At 72.1% G+C, this 18,015-nt stretch carries 17 protein-coding genes and 1 tRNA gene; 14 read left to right on the forward strand and 4 right to left on the reverse strand.

Annotation, left to right across the window (positions count from 1 at the left end; all coding sequences use genetic code 11):
• Nucleotides 1-54 precede the first annotated feature (54 nt).
• From guaB to AMPC_RS02025, 14 genes are all read left to right on the forward strand, one after another.
• Entirely contained in the window at nt 55-1,518 is a 1,464-nt protein-coding gene (guaB, locus tag AMPC_RS01960; protein ID WP_248343869.1) for an IMP dehydrogenase, read from the forward strand.
• Nucleotides 1,519-1,526: 8 nt separating this feature from the next.
• Complete coding sequence (guaA, locus tag AMPC_RS01965; RefSeq protein ID WP_248343870.1) at nt 1,527-3,086, forward strand: glutamine-hydrolyzing GMP synthase; 1,560 nt, start codon at nt 1,527-1,529, stop codon at nt 3,084-3,086.
• A 100-nt stretch (nt 3,087-3,186) separates the two neighbouring features.
• The gene (locus AMPC_RS01970) at nt 3,187-4,785 is read left to right on the forward strand and encodes a hypothetical protein (protein ID WP_248343871.1); all 1,599 of its coding nucleotides are present in this window, start codon (nt 3,187-3,189) and stop codon (nt 4,783-4,785) included.
• A gap of 57 nt (nt 4,786-4,842) precedes the next feature.
• Nucleotides 4,843-5,607 carry a tetratricopeptide repeat protein gene (locus AMPC_RS01975; RefSeq protein ID WP_248343872.1) on the forward strand — a complete coding sequence of 255 codons (765 nt, stop codon included), beginning with the start codon at nt 4,843-4,845 and terminating at the stop codon, nt 5,605-5,607.
• Between the two features lie 14 nt (nt 5,608-5,621).
• On the forward strand, nt 5,622-7,439 hold the full coding sequence (locus AMPC_RS01980; protein WP_248343873.1) for an AMP-dependent synthetase/ligase: 1,818 nt from the start codon (nt 5,622-5,624) through the stop codon (nt 7,437-7,439).
• An 18-nt stretch (nt 7,440-7,457) separates the two neighbouring features.
• A complete protein-coding gene (locus AMPC_RS01985; RefSeq protein WP_248343874.1) occupies nt 7,458-7,844 on the forward strand; it encodes a response regulator in 387 nt (128 codons plus the stop codon).
• Between the two features lie 234 nt (nt 7,845-8,078).
• On the forward strand, nt 8,079-8,408 hold the full coding sequence (locus tag AMPC_RS01990; protein ID WP_248343875.1) for an SCP2 sterol-binding domain-containing protein: 330 nt from the start codon (nt 8,079-8,081) through the stop codon (nt 8,406-8,408).
• Nucleotides 8,409-8,574: 166 nt separating this feature from the next.
• The gene (locus AMPC_RS01995; protein ID WP_248346383.1) at nt 8,575-9,714 is read left to right on the forward strand and encodes a CaiB/BaiF CoA transferase family protein; all 1,140 of its coding nucleotides are present in this window, start codon (nt 8,575-8,577) and stop codon (nt 9,712-9,714) included.
• Between the two features lie 34 nt (nt 9,715-9,748).
• Nucleotides 9,749-10,006 (forward strand): hypothetical protein, encoded by a 258-nt coding sequence (locus tag AMPC_RS02000; protein ID WP_248343876.1) that lies wholly within the window; start codon nt 9,749-9,751, stop codon nt 10,004-10,006.
• 68 nt (nt 10,007-10,074) lie between these two features.
• Nucleotides 10,075-11,361 carry a hypothetical protein gene (locus tag AMPC_RS02005; protein ID WP_248343877.1) on the forward strand — a complete coding sequence of 429 codons (1,287 nt, stop codon included), beginning with the start codon at nt 10,075-10,077 and terminating at the stop codon, nt 11,359-11,361.
• Nucleotides 11,362-11,374: 13 nt separating this feature from the next.
• On the forward strand, nt 11,375-12,274 hold the full coding sequence (locus AMPC_RS02010; protein ID WP_248343878.1) for a metal ABC transporter substrate-binding protein: 900 nt from the start codon (nt 11,375-11,377) through the stop codon (nt 12,272-12,274).
• Nucleotides 12,274-13,050: a metal ABC transporter ATP-binding protein gene (locus AMPC_RS02015; RefSeq protein WP_248343879.1), complete on the forward strand. Its 777-nt coding sequence runs from the start codon at nt 12,274-12,276 to the stop codon at nt 13,048-13,050. Before AMPC_RS02010 ends, AMPC_RS02015 begins: the two co-directional genes overlap by 1 nt.
• Nucleotides 13,047-13,892: a metal ABC transporter permease gene (locus AMPC_RS02020; RefSeq protein ID WP_248343880.1), complete on the forward strand. Its 846-nt coding sequence runs from the start codon at nt 13,047-13,049 to the stop codon at nt 13,890-13,892. The genes AMPC_RS02015 and AMPC_RS02020 overlap by 4 nt, the downstream gene beginning before the upstream one ends.
• 65 nt (nt 13,893-13,957) lie before the next feature.
• Nucleotides 13,958-14,034, forward strand: a tRNA-Met gene (locus AMPC_RS02025).
• Nucleotides 14,035-14,432: 398 nt separating this feature from the next.
• On the opposite strand, the gene AMPC_RS02030 is transcribed toward AMPC_RS02025, so the two are convergent.
• The 4 genes from AMPC_RS02030 to AMPC_RS02045 all read right to left on the reverse strand — a co-directional run bounded on the left by AMPC_RS02030 (nt 14,433) and on the right by AMPC_RS02045 (nt 17,805).
• Nucleotides 14,433-15,197 carry an SDR family oxidoreductase gene (locus tag AMPC_RS02030; protein WP_248343881.1) on the reverse strand — a complete coding sequence of 255 codons (765 nt, stop codon included), beginning with the start codon at nt 15,195-15,197 and terminating at the stop codon, nt 14,433-14,435.
• Nucleotides 15,198-15,230: 33 nt separating this feature from the next.
• The gene (locus AMPC_RS02035; RefSeq protein ID WP_248343882.1) at nt 15,231-15,659 is read right to left on the reverse strand and encodes an ester cyclase; all 429 of its coding nucleotides are present in this window, start codon (nt 15,657-15,659) and stop codon (nt 15,231-15,233) included.
• Between the two features lie 239 nt (nt 15,660-15,898).
• Nucleotides 15,899-16,564, reverse strand: coding sequence for a trimeric intracellular cation channel family protein (locus AMPC_RS02040; RefSeq protein ID WP_248343883.1), 666 nt, complete (start codon nt 16,562-16,564; stop codon nt 15,899-15,901).
• Nucleotides 16,561-17,805 (reverse strand): amidohydrolase, encoded by a 1,245-nt coding sequence (locus AMPC_RS02045; RefSeq protein WP_248343884.1) that lies wholly within the window; start codon nt 17,803-17,805, stop codon nt 16,561-16,563. Before AMPC_RS02045 ends, AMPC_RS02040 begins: the two co-directional genes overlap by 4 nt.
• Between the last annotated feature and the right edge of the window lie 210 nt (nt 17,806-18,015).

Raw genomic sequence — 18,015 nt, forward strand, 5'->3', positions numbered from 1 at the left:
GGCGCGCCCGCCGCGCTCCTTGACGCCTCCGCACACGGTTGGATATACGTCCGCATGCTCAATCGCGACGATCTTCGAGAAGCTCTCACCTTCGACGACGTCCTGCTGGTCCCGGGAGAGAGCGACGTCCTCCCGAAGTCCGTAGAGACCGGCTCGCGCCTGACCCGCCACATCCACCTCAACATCCCGCTCGTCTCGGCCGCGATGGACACGGTCACCGAGGCGCAGATGGCCATCGCCATGGCGTCGGTGGGCGGCATGGGCTTCATCCACAAGAACCTCACCGTCGAGCAGCAGGCGGCCGAGGTCCTCAAGGTGAAGAAGTACGAGTCGGCGGTGGTGGGCGACCCCATCACCATCGAGCCCGAGGCCCGCCTCGCCCAGGCCGTCGCGCTCATGCGCGAGAACGGCATCAGCGGCATCCCGGTGACGCGGAAGGGGCGGCTGGTGGGCATCCTCACCAACCGCGACCTGCGCTTCGAGAAGAACCTCGAGCAGCGGGTCGAGGAGGTGATGACCACGGACCTCGTCACCGCGCGCGAGGGCGTCCAGATCGAGGAGGCGAAGGACCTCCTCCACCGCCACCGCATCGAGAAGCTCCTGGTGGTGAACGAGGCCTTCGAGCTCAAGGGCCTCATCACCATCAAGGACATCGAGAAGATCCAGAAGCACCCGAACGCCGCCAAGGACAAGCTCGGCCGCCTGCTCTGCGGCGCCGCGGTGGGCGTGGGGCCCGACCGCGAGGCCCGCATCGCCGCGCTCCTCAAGGCCGGCGCCGACGTCATCGCCATCGACACCGCCCACGGCCACTCGAAGGGCGTCATCGACGCGGTCCGCGCCACCAGGGCCAACTTCAAGGGCGTCGAGCTGGTCGCCGGCAACGTGGCCACCGCCGAGGCCTGCGAGGCGCTCTGCCAGGCCGGCGTGGACGCCGTGAAGGTCGGCATCGGCCCCGGCTCGATCTGCACCACCCGCGTGGTGGCCGGGGTGGGCGTGCCCCAGGTGACCGCGGTGGACGACTGCTCCCGCGCCGCCGAGAAGCACGGGATCCCCGTCATCTCCGACGGCGGCATCAAGTACTCGGGCGACATGGTGAAGGCGCTCGCCGCCGGCGCGTCCTGCGTGATGATCGGCTCGCTCTTCGCCGGCACCGAGGAGGCGCCGGGCGAGGTGATCCTGTACCAGGGGCGCAGCTACAAGAGCTACCGCGGCATGGGCTCCATCGGCGCCATGAAGGAGGGGTCGAAGGACCGCTACTTCCAGGCCGACGTCTCCGAGGCCGAGAAGCTCGTGCCCGAGGGCATCGAGGGGCGCGTGCCGTACAAGGGCCCGGTGGCGATGAACGTCTACCAGCTCGTCGGCGGCCTCCGCAGCGGCATGGGCTACCTCGGCTGCAAGAACATCCCCGAGCTCCGCCAGAAGCCGCGCTTCATCCGCATCTCCAGCGCCGGGCTGCGCGAGAGCCACGTGCACGACGTGATCATCACCCAGGAAGCCCCGAACTACCGGGTCGACTAGGAGTCAAGTTGGACATCCACGGCGAGAAGATCCTCATCCTCGACTTCGGGTCGCAGTACACCCAGCTCATCGCGCGCCGGCTGCGCGAGCTCGGCGTCTACTGCGAGATCCACCCGTGCACCGCGAGCGCCGACGCCATCCGGGCCTTCAAGCCGCGCGGCGTGGTGCTCTCCGGCGGCCCGGCGTCGGTGCTGGCCGCGGACAGCCCGCGGGCCGACAAGGTGGTCTTCGAGCTCGGCGTCCCCGTGCTCGGCGTCTGCTACGGCCTGCAGCTCATGGCCCACGAGCTCGGCGGCAAGGTCGGGAACGCGGCCCACCGCGAGTTCGGCCCCGCCACCATCGACGCCTCCTCGGCCTGTGAGCTCTTCCAGGGCCTGCCGCCCCGGCTCGACGTCTGGATGAGCCACGGCGACCGCGTCGAGGCGCTGCCGCCGGGGTTCGAGCCGGTCGCCTCCACCCCGAGCGCGCCGTACGCCGCGGTCGAGGACCGGCGGCGCCGCTTCTTCGGCGTGCAGTTCCACCCCGAGGTGGTGCACACGCCGCGCGGCGCGGAGCTCCTCAAGAACTTCGCCTACGCGGTCTGCGGCTGCAGCGGCCAGTGGTCGATGCGGGCCTACGTGGACGTCGCGGTGGAGCAGATCCGGGCCCAGGTCGGCCCGGACGGCCACGCGCTCTGCGCGCTCTCCGGCGGCGTGGACTCGGCCGTGGCCGCGCTCCTCGTGCACCGCGCCATCGGCGACCGGCTCCGCTGCGTCTTCGTGGACAACGGCGTGCTGCGGGAGGGGGAGCGGGCGCAGGTGGAGGAGGTCTTCGGGCGGATGTTCCACCTCCCGCTCGTGACCGCCGACGCCTCGAAGCGGTTCCTGTCGAAGCTCGCCGGGGTGACCGATCCCGAGCAGAAGCGGAAGATCATCGGCCGCGAGTTCATCGCGGTCTTCGAGGAGCAGGTGGAGGAGTTCGCCCGCCACGGCGAGCGGGCCGACTTCCTCGTCCAGGGCACGCTCTACCCCGACGTCATCGAGTCGGTCTCCTTCAAGGGCCCCTCGGCCACGATCAAGAGCCACCACAACGTGGGCGGGCTCCCCGAGGTGATGAAGCTCGGCCTCGTCGAGCCCCTGCGCGAGCTCTTCAAGGACGAGGTGCGGCGGCTCGGGCTCGAGCTCGGCCTCCCCAAGGAGATCGTGCAGCGGCAGCCGTTCCCCGGCCCGGGGCTCGCCATCCGCGTCCTCGGCGAGGTCACCGAGGAGCGGCTCTCGATCCTGCGCAAGGCCGACACCATCGTGCAGCAGGAGATCCGCGCCGCCGGGCTGTACGAGCAGCTCTGGCAGGCCTTCGCGGTGCTCCTCCCGGTCCGCAGCGTCGGCGTGATGGGCGACGAGCGCACCTACGAGAACACCTGCGCCGTCCGCGCCATCGAGTCCACCGACGGCATGACCGGCGACTGGGCGCGGCTGCCGTACGACCTGCTGGCGCGCGTCTCGTCGCGGATCATCAACGAGGTCCGCGGCATCAACCGGGTGGTCTACGACGTCTCGTCGAAGCCCCCGGCCACCATCGAGTGGGAGTAGGCGGCTCCCCGGGGGGCGCCCTGGGCGGGCGCCAGCCCCCGGGGCGGTAGCCTGCCGCGCCGCAGGGCGGGGCCTATCCTCTCGGCCGGAGGCCTGAGAGATGCCCCGCCGTGCCCTCGTGCTGCCCCTGCTGGCGCTCCTGGCCGCCTGCCAGAGCTACAACTTCAACCCGGTCGGGCAGTGCATCATCCAGCCGGCCTCGCGGAAGGTGACGCTCGGCGGCTTCGACACCGCCGACATCCTCTTCGTGGTGGACGACTCGGGCTCGATGCTCGGCGAGCAGCAGATGCTCGCCAAGAACTTCGACGAGTTCGTCGGGCAGCTCGCCCAGCTCAACAAGGACCGGGTGGCGCGCGGCCTCACCGCGCTCGACTTCCACCTCGCGGTCACCACCTCGTCCATCTTCGAGAACGACTACGTGGCCAACTGCGCCGCCGACGGCAGCGGCGCGCTCGCCTGCAGCTACGTCTCCATCGTGAGCGGGAAGCCGGCGAGCTACGCCTGCGCCACCGCCGGCCAGGCCTGCGGCGAGCTCGTGACCCAGTACTACGGCTTCTCGACCGCCAACCGGGGCTGCGTGCCGGGCGACGCGGCGGAGGGGAGCCCGTACCCGGCCGGCGACTTCGTGGCCAAGCCGGGCAACCCGCGGGTGATCCACTTCACCAAGGACCTCGACTGGTCGAGCTACGGGACCGCGACGCAGGACGCGCGCATCACCCAGGCCGTGGGCCAGTTCAAGGCGAACGTGCAGGTGGGCACCTGCGGCTCGGGGCAGGAGCAGCACCTCGAGGCCGGCCGGCTCGCGCTGGAGAAGGCGCTGCGGCAGAACGGCCTCGCGCAGCCGGCCGACGTCCAGCAGAGCGAGTTCCCGCACGCCGGCGCGCGGCTGGTGGTGGTCTGGATGGGCGACGAGGACGACTGCTCGAACCCGAAGGACCCGCTCAACGGGATCGTGATGACCAACATGACCCCCGGCGCCGACGCCTGCATGGCCGACGAGGGGCTCCCGCTCGCGCAGCGGAAGGCCTTCCCGGTGCAGGCGTACGTGGACTACTTCACCGGCCTCGGCCGGCCGTTCGGCGCCGGCTTCATCACCTCCTCGACCTGCTCGGCCAGCACCGGCACCAACGTCTGCACCGCGAGCACCTGCACCTGCCCGGCCGGCAGCGACCCGCAGTGCAGCGGGAAGAGCACCGGCACGCGCTTCCAGGACCTCGCGACGGCGCTCCGGCAGCAGGGCGTGCCGGTGGTGCAGGACTCGGTCTGCGACGCCGACTTCGCCTCGACGCTGCGGAGCATCGCGGACCTGGTGAAGCCGCTCAACCAGCTGCAGCTCCCGACGCAGCCGGCGGCGGGCGAGGTGACGCTGCTCCGGATCGTGAGGGCCGACGGGAGCACCCGGAAGATCTGCGCGGGGCCGGGCCCGACGGCCGACTGGTGGTTCACGAGCTGCAACGACCCGCTGGCGCAGCCGGTCGCCGGGACCACGAGCTGCATCGCCATCAACCACCAGGGCGGCGGCTGCGAGGCGAACCCGGGGGAGAGCTACCTGGCCGAGTACCTCGGGATCGTCCCCGCCGGGGGCTGCGCCAGCACCCAGGAGTGCGTCAGCGCCCTCGGCGGGCAGGCCCAGCAGTGGACCTGCGAGATCCCGACGGGGGCGGCGCGGGGCACCTGCCTCTGCAGCGCGGGAAACTGAGCCGGCGCACGCGATCGAGGGCTTGCCTGGAAAGCAGGCACGCAGCAGGATCGCCCGATGCGCACCCACCCGTTGCTGCTCGCCCTGGCCCTCGCCGTCGCCCCTCCGGCCCGGGGAGCGGAGGCCGCCATGCAGAGCCCCGAGCTGGAACAGCTGCTCTCGAAGGCCGACGCCGCCTACCAGGTCCGCGACGAGCCCGGCAAGCTCGACGAGGTCCGCGCCGCCCTGGAGCACGCGGCGAAGCTCGCGCCCGGCGACTACGCCGTGCTCTGGCGCCAGGCCCGGCTCTACTTCTGGCTCTCCGACGATCCGAAGCTGCCGAACGAGCAGAAGAGCGAGCTCGGCAAGCGCGCCTGGGAGCTGGGCGATCGGGCGAGCGCCGTGAACCCCAAGGGCGTGGAGGGCTGGTTCTTCGCCGCCGGAGGCATCGGCAACTACTCGCTCGGCATCGGCATCGTGAAGGCGCTCACGCAGGGCGTCGAGGGCAAGTTCAAGGAGCGGCTCGGGGCGGCGGAGAAGCTCGATCCCGGCTTCATGCACGGCGCCATCGAGAACGCCTGGGGGCGCTTCTATTTCAAGCTGCCCTGGCCCAAGCACGACGCCGCCCAGTCGGAGCGCCACCTTCGGAAAGCGCTGAAGCTGAACCCCCATAACGTGCGGGCTCGCGTCTATCTGGCGGAGCTATACGAGGACGAGAACCATCCGAAGGAAGCGCGGCAGCTCCTGGAGCAGGCGGTGGCGGAGAGGCCGGGGAGCTACGACGCCCCGGAGGAGCGGCGCTCGCAGGAGCTGGCGCGCGCCGCGATCTCCCGGATGAAGTGAGGGGGCGGTTGTCCATGATCGCGCGAGACGAGCTGATGACCGGCATCACGCGGCCGAAGAACCTGGTGTCGCTGTTCGAGGCGCAGGCCGCCCGCAAGGGCGACGCGGCGGCCTGCCGCTTCAAGCGCGACGGCGAGTGGCGCGACCTCTCCTGGCGCGAGATGGCGCGCCGCGCCCGCGACGTGGCGGACGGCCTGGCCGCGCTCGGCGTCCGCCCTGGCGACCGGGTGGCGCTCCTCGGCGAGACCCGGGCCGAGTGGATCCTGGCCGACCTCGGCACGATGGGCGCCGGCGCCATCGCGGTGCCGATCTACCAGTCGAACCGGCCGCACGAGTGCCAGTACATCCTCGAGAACTCCGGCGCGCGCTTCATCTTCTGCGACGGCGAGGCGCAGGCGCAGAAGATCCGGGAGATCCGCGACCGGCTGCCGGGCCTGGAGGGCGTGGTCGTCTTCGAGGGGCAGCCGTCCGGCGGCGCGGAGCACCTGCTCGCCGACGTCGAGCGGGCCGGGGCGGAGTGGCGGCGCGCCAACGCCGGCGCGCACGAGGCCCGGCTGGCGCGGATCGGCCTCGAGGATCCGGCCTGCTTCATCTACACCTCCGGCACCACCGGCAACCCCAAGGGCGTCGTCCTCACCCACGGCAACTGGGTCTACGAGGCCGAGGCGGTGGCGCAGATCGGGCTCCTCAACGGCCAGGACGTGGTGCTGCTGTTCCTGCCGATGGCCCACTCCTTCGCCAAGGTGATCGAGGCGGTCTGGTTCTCGGAGGGGTTCACCGTCGCCTTCACCGAGTCGATCGAGCGGCTCATGGACAACGCCCACGAGGCGCGGCCCACGGTGATGCCGGCCGTGCCGCGCATCTTCGAGAAGGCGTTCGACACGGTGGTGGCGAAGGGGCTCGCCACCCCTGGGATCAAGGGCCGCCTCTTCCGGCTCGCCCTCGAGAGCTACGAGAAGTACGCCGCCGCGCGGGAGCGCGGCCAGGAGGAGAGCTCCCTCGGCCTCACGGTGGCGCGGCGGCTCGTCTTCCCGAAGCTCCGGGCGCAGCTCGCCGAGCGCTTCGGCGGGCGGATGCGGCTCTTCGTGTCGGGCGGCGCGCCGCTCTCCCCCAAGATCAACCTCTTCTTCGAGCTGTGCGGGCTCACCATCCTCGAGGGCTACGGCCTCACCGAGACCAGCGCGGGCACCTGCGTCAACCGCCCCGGCCGGAACCGGATCGGCACCGTCGGCCCGCCCATCCCAGGGACCGAGGTGCGCATCGCCGACGACGGCGAGATCCTGTTCCGCGGCGGCGGCGTGATGAAGGAGTACTTCCAGAACCCGGCGGCGACCGCCGAGGCGATCCGCGACGGCTGGTTCTACACCGGCGACATCGGCCAGCTCGACCCCGACGGCTGCCTGCGGATCACCGACCGGAAGAAGGACATCATCGTCACCGCCGGCGGGAAGAACGTCGCGCCGCAGAACCTCGAGAACGACCTCAAGACCGACCCGCTCATCTCGCAGGTGATGGTCCACGGCGACCGCCGCAAGTTCCTCTCGGCGCTCGTGACGCTCAACGAGGAGAACGTCCGCAGGTGGGCGGCCGAGAACGGCGTCGGCATCGGTCCGGCAGGGCTCTCGCAGGATCCCCGGGTGCGGGCGCGCATCCAGCAGGCGGTGGACGCGCTCAACGCCAAGCAGGCGAGCTACTCCACGGTGAAGAAGTTCGCCATCCTGCCGAAGGACTTCACGCAGGAGTCGGGCGAGCTCACGCCCACCCTCAAGGTGAAGCGGAAGTTCTGCACCGAGAAGTACCGGCAGATCCTCGACAGCTTCTACGTCGAGTGACCCCGGCCCGAGGTCGCGATGGGAGACGCCCTCCACCTGCGCGTGCTGCTCGTCGAGGACGACGAGGACAACCGCGAGCTCATGGCCGAGGTGCTCGAGTCGGCCGGCTGCGCGGTGACCACCGCCGCCACCGGCGCGGCCGGGCTCGAGGCGCTGCGCGCCGGGCCGGTGGACGTGGTGGTCACCGACATCGGGATGCCGGGGATGGGCGGGCTCGAGCTCGCGCGGGCCGCCAAGCAGATCGCGCCGGAGACGCCGGTGGTGGTGGTCACCGGCTGGGCGGAGCGCGAGGACATCGCCCGGGCGCGGGGCAAGGAGGTCGATCTGGTGCTGGTGAAGCCGGTCGATCCCGACGGGCTCCTCGGCGCCGTCCGCGAGGCGGCGCACCTCCCGCCCGAGCCCTGAGAGCCTGTGAAGAAATCCCCTCCCGTCGCCGCGGCGAACGATCCGCATCGCATCGCGGCGTTGCTCCTCTCTCACATACCTTCGGTATGCTCGCTCGTCGCGCCTTGCGCTGCTCGCTATCGCTCGCCTGGCTCGGTCCGAGGATTCCCTCACAGGCTCTGACCCGGCGCCTGCTCGCCTTGACAGCCCACCGGGCCGACCCTACGTTGATTCCACAATCAGCGGAGGGTCGAGATGCCAGACAGCGTGCGGGACGTCTTCGAGCGGCACATGCCCGAGCGGCTCAAGAACAAGCCGGACGTGGTCGCCAAGATCAACGCCGTCTACCAGTTCAACATCTCCGGCCCGAGCGGCGGGGCGTGGGCGGTGGACTGCACCGCCCCCGGGGGCGCCATCTCGGCGGGGCAGGCGCCCGCCGCGAAGTGCACGGTGAACTGCTCCGACCAGGACTTCCTCAACATCGTGAACGGGAAGCTCAACCCCCAGATGGCCTTCATGTCCGGGAAGCTCAAGATCCAGGGCGACATGGGGCTCGCGATGAAGCTGCAGCAGATATTGACGTAGCGCAGAGGGGCCGCTCGCCGTGCCCCGCGACGCACCCCCTCCCCATCCCTCCCTGGCTCCGCGGGAAGAGGGAAGAGAAGCCCACCCTCCCCGCCGGGCGGGGAGGGCCGGGGAGGGGCCGTCAGGAGCACCGGGGCTCCCCCTCGCCGGCGTCCGCGTCCTCGACCTGACCCGGCTCCTCCCGGGCCCGTTCGCCACGCTCGTGCTCGCCGACCTCGGCGCCGACGTGGTGAAGCTCGAGGACCCGGACGGCGGCGACTACCTGCGCGCGCTCCCTCCGCTCGCCGGCGCGGAGTCCGGCTATTTCCACGCCCTCAACCGGAACAAGCGGTCCCTCGCGCTCGATCTCGGGGCGCCCGGCGGCGCGGCCGCCTTCCTCAAGCTCGCGCGCACCTTCGACGTGGTCGTGGAGTCCTTCCGCCCCGGGGTGCTCGACCGGCTCGGCTGCGGCTGGGAGGCGCTCCGGGCCGCCTCGCCCGCCGCCATCCTCTGCTCGATCACCGGCTACGGGCAGACCGGGCCCTACCGCGACCTCGCCGGCCACGACCTCGACTACTGCGCCCTCGCCGGCGTGCTGGCGCGGAACGGCCCGCCCGAGGCGCCGCTCCCGCTGGGCGTGCCGGTCGCCGACCTGGCCGGCGGGGCCTGGCCGGCGGTGGCGGGGATCCTGGCGGCGCTCCACCGGCGCCAGGCGAGCGGGGTGGGCGCGCGGGTGGACGTCTCGATGACCGAGGGCGCGCTCTCGCTCCTCGCGCTCGCGCACGGCGGCGCCGCCGCGGGCGAGCCGCTCGGGCGCGGGGAGGGCGGGCTCGACGGGCGGCGCGCCTGCTACGGCGTGTACCGCGCCGCCGACGGCCGGTTCGTGGCGCTCGCCGCGCTCGAGCCGCGCTTCTTCCGCCGCTTCTGCGAGGCGGTGGGGAGGCCCGAGCTCGCGGCGCGCCAGCTCGACGGCGACGGGCCGCGGGCCGAGCTCGAGGCGGTCTTCGCGGCGCGCACCCGCGACGAGTGGGCCGCCTTCGGGAGGGAGCACGACGTCTGCCTCGCGCCGGTGCTCGAGCCGGCCGAGTCGCGCGAGGATCCGCAGCTGCGCGCCCGCGGCGCCTTCCTCGAGGTGCCCACGCCGCGGGAGGGCAGGGCGATGCCCGGCGTCGCCACCCCGGTCCGGCTCGACGGGGCGACCGCCCCGCTCAGGCCGGCGCCGCGGCTGGGCGAGCACGGCGACGAGGTGCTCCGGGAGGCCGGCTTCGACCCGGAGGAGGTGGCCTCCCTGCGCGCCGCGGGAGCGCTCGCCCCGTCCAGCGCTTGACAGGGACGGGCGGCCCCCACAGTATCCGCCGGTCGTGCGCCACGTCCTCGCCATCGCCCTCGCCGTGCTGGTCGCCCTCTCGGCGGCCGCGCCGCACGCGCACGCGGGCGCCTTCGGGGACCACGCCTGCGCCGCCTGTCTCGCCGCGAGCGGCGAGACCGCGGAGAGCGCCACGCCCGACGTGGCCCCGCGCGCGCTGCCGCCGGAGCCGGTTCCGCAGGAGCCCTGGCACGCGCCGCTGACGGGGGCGCCCCTCGGGGCGGTGCCCGGGCAGTCGCCGCCGGTCGCCTGATCCGACCCGCTCCCTCCCGCATCGGATCCCGCTCTCTCGGCGCGTCGCTCGCGCTGGAGGTGCAGCACATGAGAAGCCTCACGCTCGCGGCCCTGGCCGCGGTCGCGCTCGTCGTGGACGGGCGCGCCGTGGCTCAGGACGCCGCGCCCGCCGGCGCGCAGCCGGCGGAGCCGTCGCAGCAAGCACCGCAGTCCCCGCAGTCCCCGGAAGAGAGGCAGCGCCTCGAGGAGCAGATCGCGAAGGAGCTGGGCGCGAGCCCCGGGGCGACGCCCACCCCGCCGGCCCCGCCCGACCTCTCCGCGCCGCCGCCGTCCCCGTCCACCGCGCAGGGGCAGCAGGGCGGGAACCCCTTCGCGCGGCTCCTGCTCCTCCCCGACATCTCCGCCATCGGCGACTTCGCGGCGGCCTACGACAGCCGCGACGCCGCGGTGGAGTCGCCCCGCAGCGGCCCGGTGTCGCAGCCGCACCAGCTCCGGCCGCTCTTCCAGGAGCTCGAGCTCGGGATCCAGTCGGTGGTGGACCCGTACGCCCGCGCCGACGCCTTCATATCCTTCACGCCCGACGGCGTGAGCGTGGAGGAGGCCTACCTCACGACGTTGCAGCTCCCGGCCGGCCTGCAGGCCCGGGCCGGCAAGCTCTTCTCGCCGTTCGGGCGGCTCAACCAGCAGCACCCGCACGTCTGGGACTTCGTGGACGCGCCGCTCGCGCTCGACCGGCTCGTCTCGGCCGACCAGCTCAAGGGGCCCGGGCTCGACGTGGCCTGGCTCGCCCCGGTGCCCTGGTTCCTCGAGGCGCACCTCTACGGCCAGACCACCACGCCCGCCTTCGAGGACAAGGAGCGGCGCACCGTCGGCGGGCGGGTCCTCCAGTACTTCGACCTGACCGACGCCGTGGTGGCGGGGCTCGGGCTCTCGGCGGCGCGGCTCGAGGAGCCGGCGAGCGGCGCCTGGCGCGATCTCGGCGGCGTGGACGTGCACGTGAAGATCCGGCCGCCGCAGGGCCGCTCGTACCTGGCGCTGCAGGGCGAGCTCTTCTGGCGCCGGCTCACCGATCCCGTGGCGCCGGCGCAGGCCGACGTCGGCGGGTACGCCCAGGCGGTCTGGCGGGACGGTCCCTACTTCGCGTACGGCGCTCGCTACGACTTCGCCCCCGCGTTCCAGGACAGCCGCGGCGGCATCGTCCAGGTGGACGGGACCGAGCACCGCGCCTCCGCCGTCGCCGCCTGGCTCCCGAGCGAGTTCCAGCGCCTCCGGCTGCAGGCGGGCTGGGACTTCCTGCCCGGCGGGCGGGAGGGGCTGGAGCTCCTCCTGCAGCTCGAGTTCGCCATCGGCGCCCACGGCGCCCACCCCTTCTAGATCGAGGAACACCATGAAGCTTCGACTGCTGCCGCTCCTCTCCCTCCTGCTGCTCCCGCTCGCCGCGCGCGCCCTCGACGTGGTCACCACCACCGAGGGGCTCGCCGCCCTGTCGCGCGAGGTCGGCGGCGACCGCGTGAAGGTCCAGAGCCTCTCGCGAGGCATCCAGGACCCGCACTTCGTGGACGCCAACCCGACCCTGGCCGTGAGGCTGCGCCAGGCCGACCTGCTCGTGGACGTCGGGCTCGACCTGGAGATCGGGTGGCTGCCGCCGCTCGTGAACCAGTCGCGCAACGGCGCCATCCAGCCCGGCGGGGCGCGCCGCTTCACCGCCGCGTCGGCGGTGAACGTGCTCGAGGTGCCGCACGGGCCGGTGGACCGGAGCATGGGCGATCTCCACCCCGCCGGGAACCCGCACTTCCTCTCGGACCCGCGCCGCGCGCGGAAGGTGGCCGAGGGGCTCGCCCAGAAGCTCGCGGCGCTCGACCCCGCCGGCGCGGCGAGCTACCGGCAGCGGCTCGCCGACTTCGAGCGGCGGCTCGACGCCGACGAGGCCCGCTGGCGCGCCGAGCTCGCGCCGGAGAAGGGGCGCAAGGTCATCCCGCACCACAACTCCTTCACCTACTTCCTCGACTGGGCCGGGCTGCAGGCCGCCGGCTACCTCGAGCCCAAGCCCGGCGTCGCCCCGCCGCCCTCGCACCTCGCCGAGCTCGTGGGCGTGGCGAAGGCGCAGGGGGTGAAGGCGATCCTGCTCGAGAACTTCTACGACCGGAAGAGCGCCGACGTGGTGGCGCGCCACACCGGCGCGAAGGTGGTGCCCCTGCCCGGCGACGTGGGGGGCACGCCGGAGGCGAGGAGCTACGAGGCCTACGTGGACCAGCTCGTGAAGCTCGTCGCGGCGGCGGTGAAGTGATGGCCCTCCCCTCGAACGGCGCGCTCGTCTCCCTGCGGGGCGCCGCCATCGGCTACGGCGCGCCGCTGCTGACCGGCATCGACCTCGACGTCGCGCCCGGCGACTTCCTCGCCGTGGTCGGGCCGAACGGCGGCGGGAAGACCACGCTCCTGCGCACGCTGCTCGGGGTGCTCCCGCCCGTCTCCGGCGAGCGCCGCCAGGCCCCCGCCGCGCGGGTGGGCTACGTCCCGCAGCGGGATCACGTGGACGCGCACTGGCCGCTCACCGTGGCCGACGTCGCGCTCATGGGACGGTACCGCGGGCTCGGGCTCGGCCGGCGGCCGGGGCCGGAGGACCGGGCGGAGGTGAGCCGGGCCCTCTCGCGCGTCGGCATCGCCGACCTCGCCGGGCGCTCCTTCCGGACCCTCTCCGGCGGCCAGCGGCAGCGGACGCTCATCGCGCGGGCGCTGGCGGCGAGCCCCGAGCTGCTCGCGCTCGACGAGCCGACCAACGGCATGGATCCGGCGGCCGAGCTTGCGGCGATGGACATCCTGCGCGAGCTGCACCGGCAGGGCGGGCTCGCGGTGGTGATGGTGTCGCACCGGCTCGAGGCGGTCGCGAACTACGCGCGGAGGCTCGCCTTCGCCGACAAGGACAAGCGGCTGTGGCGGGTGGGGCCGCTCGAGGAGATGCTGACGCCCGGGGCGCTCTCCGCGCTGTACGGGCGCGCCGTGACCGTGCGCGAGGAGGCGGGCCGGCGGTTCGTCTATCCCGAGGGGGGAGGGGAGGCGGCATGAGCGCGCTCGCGGACTTCCTCGCCGCCAAGGACATCTGGCGCGACCCCCTGCTCGCCTCGGTGATCGCCGGCGGGCTCTGTGGCTTCCTCGGCGTGTACGTCGTGCTGCGGCGGACCGTGTTCGTCTCGGCCGCCCTCACCCAGCTCTCCACCCTGGGGCTCATCTGCGCCTTGCTCGGGGAGGAGTCGCTGCACATCGAGGCCGAGCACGCCGGCGTGCAGCTCGCCGTGGCCATCGCCTTCTCGGTGGCCGGGGCGCTCGCGCTCGGCGCGGCGCAGGCGCGGCGGCGGCTGCCCGCCGAGGCCGGCGTCGGCATCGCCTACGTCGTCGCCGGCGCGCTGGTGGTGCTCGGCGCGAACCGGCTCGTCCACGCCGCCCACGACCTCAACGCCATGGTGTTCGGCAACGCCGTCGCCGTGCCGTTCTCGGACGTCGTCGTGCTCGGGCTGGTGGCGCTCGTCTGCGCCGCCGTGCACGGCGTCTTCGCCAAGGAGCTGGTGTTCTCCTCGTTCGACGGCGAGACCGCCGCCGCGCTCGGCTACTCCACCCGGACCTGGAACGGGCTCCTGTACTTCACCATCGGCCTCGCCATCCCCGCCGCCGCGCGGGCGCTCGGCGCGCTGCCCGTCTTCGCGTTCCTGACCATCCCCGCCTCGGCGGCGCTGCTCCTCACCACCCGCCTGCGGAGCACCTTCGCCCTCGCCACCGCCCTCGGCCTCGTGGCCGCCGCCGGGGGCTACGCCCTCTCGTGGATGTGGCAGCTCCCGACCGGTGCGACCATGGTGGCGCTGGCCGGGATCTTCGTGATCCCAGGCGCGTTCGCGCGGGGTGGGAGGGGCTGAAAATACCCCTTGACCGGGTGGGGTTCAGCCGGTACAACCCCGCCCACTTCGGCAAGAAATCTTGTCGCGGGGTGGAGCAGCCAGGTAGCTCGTCGGGCTCATAACCCGAAGGTCGCAGGTTCAAATCCTGCCCCCGCAACCAGTCTCGTAGGGGCCCCGGTGACGCAAGTCGCCGGGGCCTTTTGCGTTTCGGGGCGGCGGCACGGCGACGATGGTTGCGCGGGGTGATTCGAACCTGCGACTTCCGCGCGGCTCTCGCGTCCCAGCGAGTGGGGGACCGAGGAGGACGTCAGCGGCTACGGTTCCTGCTTCGTCGGCCGGAACAGGATCTCGTTGACGTCCACGTCTTCCGGCTGGCTCAACGCGAAGGCCACCGCTGCGATGGGCACTGGTGCAGCTAGTCGCTTCGTGAGCCTGCCCGCGGAACCGGATCACGCCCAAGGTGAGACCTGCGCGCGACTCGGGAACTAGAGGGTGAAGCCCGGTACGCCAGCGCGACTGTTCGTCATGGCGCGCCACCCATCTAGCCTCTCAGTTCCGTCAAAGCGCAGACGTCTGCGCGTCATTGTCGATGGGCACGACCTGGCCTGAGATGGACTTGCCGGAATCCGACGTCAGGAACACGACGAGAGCCGCAATGTCCTTTGGATCCACGAAACGCTTCAGGGACTGAATGCTCATCGCGGCGTGCCTCTCTTCATCCAGCGTCTTGTGCTCCGCCTGGGCGCGACCCTGAAGGACGCGTTCGATGCGGTCGCCTCCCACTGCCCCCGGCGCGATGGCGTTGCAGCGAATCCCGTACTGCCCGAGTTCGCGCGAGAGCGTCTTGGCAAAGCCGATCAGTCCCATCTTCGCGGTGCAGTAGGCGCTGCGGTTCGGGTACCCGAACCGTCCGCCGACCGAGGACATGACGACGATGCTCCCAGCGGCAGACTTCTTCAGGTGCGGGATGGCGAGCCGCGTGACATGAAACGCCCCGATCACGTCAATCTTCATGACGGCTTCCCATTGATCAGGATCCGCATCCTCGACCGGGGCGGTGGGGCCTGCGATGCCGGCGTTGTTCACAAGGACGTCGAGCCCGCCCAGCGCCTCGACGGCGCCGGCGACCATGCGTTCGATGTCTGCTCGCTTCGAGACGTCGCAGACGATCGTCTTCAGGCCAGGGATCTCCTTCGCCGATAGCTCGAGCGCCTTCACGTCGATGTCGCAGACGCACACCGCGGCGCCCTTCGCAGCAAACGCGCGCGCGATCTCTTTTCCGATTCCGGCTGCGCCGGCAGTTACCAACACGCGTTGAGTCATGGCGTGGTTCTCACGAACTGCTGCTGGGGGCGGCTACAGCAGCCCGATCTGCCGCAGGAAGCCGACCTGGTCGTAGAACAGCTTCTCCTCGACGATCTCGCCATCCTTCCACCGCGCGACCGTGCAGAACTCCAGCTCGAAGGACTTGCCGGTCGGCGGGTGGACCTTGCCGCTCAGATCCTTCCACGGGCCGATCATCTTGCCTTTCCACTTCGCGATGGTGCACGTCCAGTCGCCCGAGGCGAACATCACCTTGTACGGGTTGTTCTCGAGTTGGTTCTCGATGGACTTGAAGAACGCCTCGGACTCGGCCTGGTGCGCATCGCGGCCGCGAGTCGGGTCTGGTTGCCCCGGCCAGTACACCGCGGTGTCCGCCGAGTGCCGCTTGCGGAAGACCTCCCAGTCCTGGTTGTTCCAGGAATCGTCGAGCGTCTTCATCCGCTGCAGGTTGTCGTCAGCCATGGCAGCTCCTTCGAGGCGGGAATCCTCCGAGGCGGGAATCCTCGTCGCGGGTAGCGTAGGTACGTCGAGACCAACGTGCCGCAGCTGGCCCCGGGCAGATGGGTGAACACGGACGCTCTCACTGCGGCCCCTCGCCAGGCACCCGCGGGTCCTGACGCTCGGCATCTCGCTCGGTCTTCGAACACCGGCGCCGGCGAATCGGCGGCGGGGTTCACGACAGGAGGCCGGCCTCCCGCCCGTCACCTTCGGTGCAGTCCGCTGGAAGCGTCCGGCTCACCCGCGACGGGCAGCCGCCAGCCGCGCCGCATCGCCACGAGGCGAAGCCCGAAGCAGAGCAGCGCGCCCACACCGGTGGCTACCGCAGAAGGCACGCCCAGCCAGCTCCCGATGACCACTACGCCCGCGCCAATCAGGGCGGCGACCGCGTAGACCTCGGCGTGCAGCACGGCGGGTACCTCCGCCACGAGGAGATCGCGAACCATGCCGCCCCCGATCCCGGTCAGCATGCCCAGGAGGGCCGCCTGGATCGGGCCGAGGTGGAAGACGAGGGCCTTGTGCGCACCCGAGACCGCGAAGAGGGCCAGTCCCGCGGCGTCGAACAACTGCACGGGGTGGTGTAGACGGTCGACCAGGGAGTGTCCGTAGACCGTGAACACGCCGGCGAAGAGCGAGACGGCGATGTACCGCCAGTCGGCGAGCGCCGCCGGCGGTACGGCGCCAATGAGCAGGTCGCGGATGACACCGCCCGAGCTGGCGGCTACCAGGGACAGCACCAGGACGCCGAAGAGGTCCAGCCGGTGCTTCACCCCCGCCGTCGCGCCGCTGAGGGCGAACACGAAGGTGCCACCGAGGTCGAGCGCCACCGGCAACGTGCCGAGGTCGACCGCGAAGCGCGTGACGGTCACGGCGAGAGCCAGGCCTGCGCCGCGGTCACGGCCGCCTCGACGCCCGTGCGCAGGGTGGGGTGCAGGACCGGCGCGAAGCGCGGGTTGTGGTTGGTGGGGAGGTCGCCCAGCCGGCCAGACTCCCGAGCCTTCCTGTACGCGTCCGGGTCCGTGCCGCCGACGAACCAGAACACCGAGGGGGCGTGCCATCCGGCGCCGAAAGATCCAAAGTCCTCGCTGGCGGAGGTCGGTTCGGTCTCCTGCAAGCGCTCGGCGGGGAAGCGCCGCTGGAACGATTCGACCACGCGGTGGGTCGCCTCCGGATCGTTCTTCACCAGCATGTAGCGATCGAGGGGGGTGATCTCCGGCGGCCTCGGCGCGCCCGAAGCCGCGGCCTCCGCCTTCACGATCCGCTCGATCGCCGCGAGCACCCGTGAGCGGACCCCCTCGTCGAAGGTGCGCACGTTCAACTTGATGAGTGCCTCGTCCGGGATGACGTTCTCCTTGGTCCCGGCCTGCAGCGCGCCCACGGTGACCACGGCGGCCTCGGTTGCAGCGAGCTCGCGGGAGACGATGGTTTGCAGCCGCAGTACGGTCGACGCGGCCATCACCACCGGGTCGATGCTCGCTTGCGGCATCGAGCCGTGGGCCCCGCGGCCGAAGAGGCGGACCTGGAAGCTGTCCCCGGCCGAGGTCACCACCCCCGCCCGCCAGCCGAGGACGCCGGCCGAGCCGACCATGACATGCTGCCCGAGGATGACGTCGGGCCTGGGGAAGCGCGCGGCGAGCCCACCGGTCATCATCGCCTGCGCGCCTTCGCCGGTCTCCTCCGCGGGCTGGAACACCGCCATCAAGGTGCCGCGCCAGGCAGCTCGCGCACGCGCCAACAGCGAAGCCGCGCCTGCCAGCCAGGTCACGTGGATGTCGTGGCCACACGCGTGCATCACCGGGACGGTCTTCCCCTCCCGATCGGTGGCGGTCACCCGGCTGGCGTACGGCAGTCCGGTGTCCTCCTTCACGGGCAGGGCGTCCATGTCGGCGCGCAGCATGACGGTAGGCCCGGTCCCGTTGCGCAGGATGCCGACGACGCCGGTCCCGCCGATTCCGGTCGTCACCTCGAAGCCAGCGGCGCGCAGCCGCTCCGCCGCGATGCCCGCGGTCCGGGTCTCCTGGAGCGAGAGCTCGGGGTGGGCGTGAAGGTCGGCGTAGAGGTTCTCGAGCTCCGGGAGGAGCTCGTCGAGCGGGCCGAGCACCTCGTCCATTGCGGCCTCCTATCGTTCCAGCGGCGCGGGGGACTGGATGCTGCTGGCCGTCGTCTCTGCAGCGAGGTGCGCGCGCACGCACGCCTACTATGGGACGCCGGCCATGCGAGAGGGCCCCGAAGGGGAGACACGCTGCCCGGCAGGCGGGCGCGCTCGGGGAACGAATTCATCGCGCGCCCCGAGCGCAGGCGGTAGGGCGAAACGGTCGAG

It is taken from the genome of Anaeromyxobacter paludicola (assembly GCF_023169965.1).
Taxonomy (GTDB): Bacteria; Myxococcota; Myxococcia; order Myxococcales; family Anaeromyxobacteraceae; genus Anaeromyxobacter_B; species Anaeromyxobacter_B paludicola.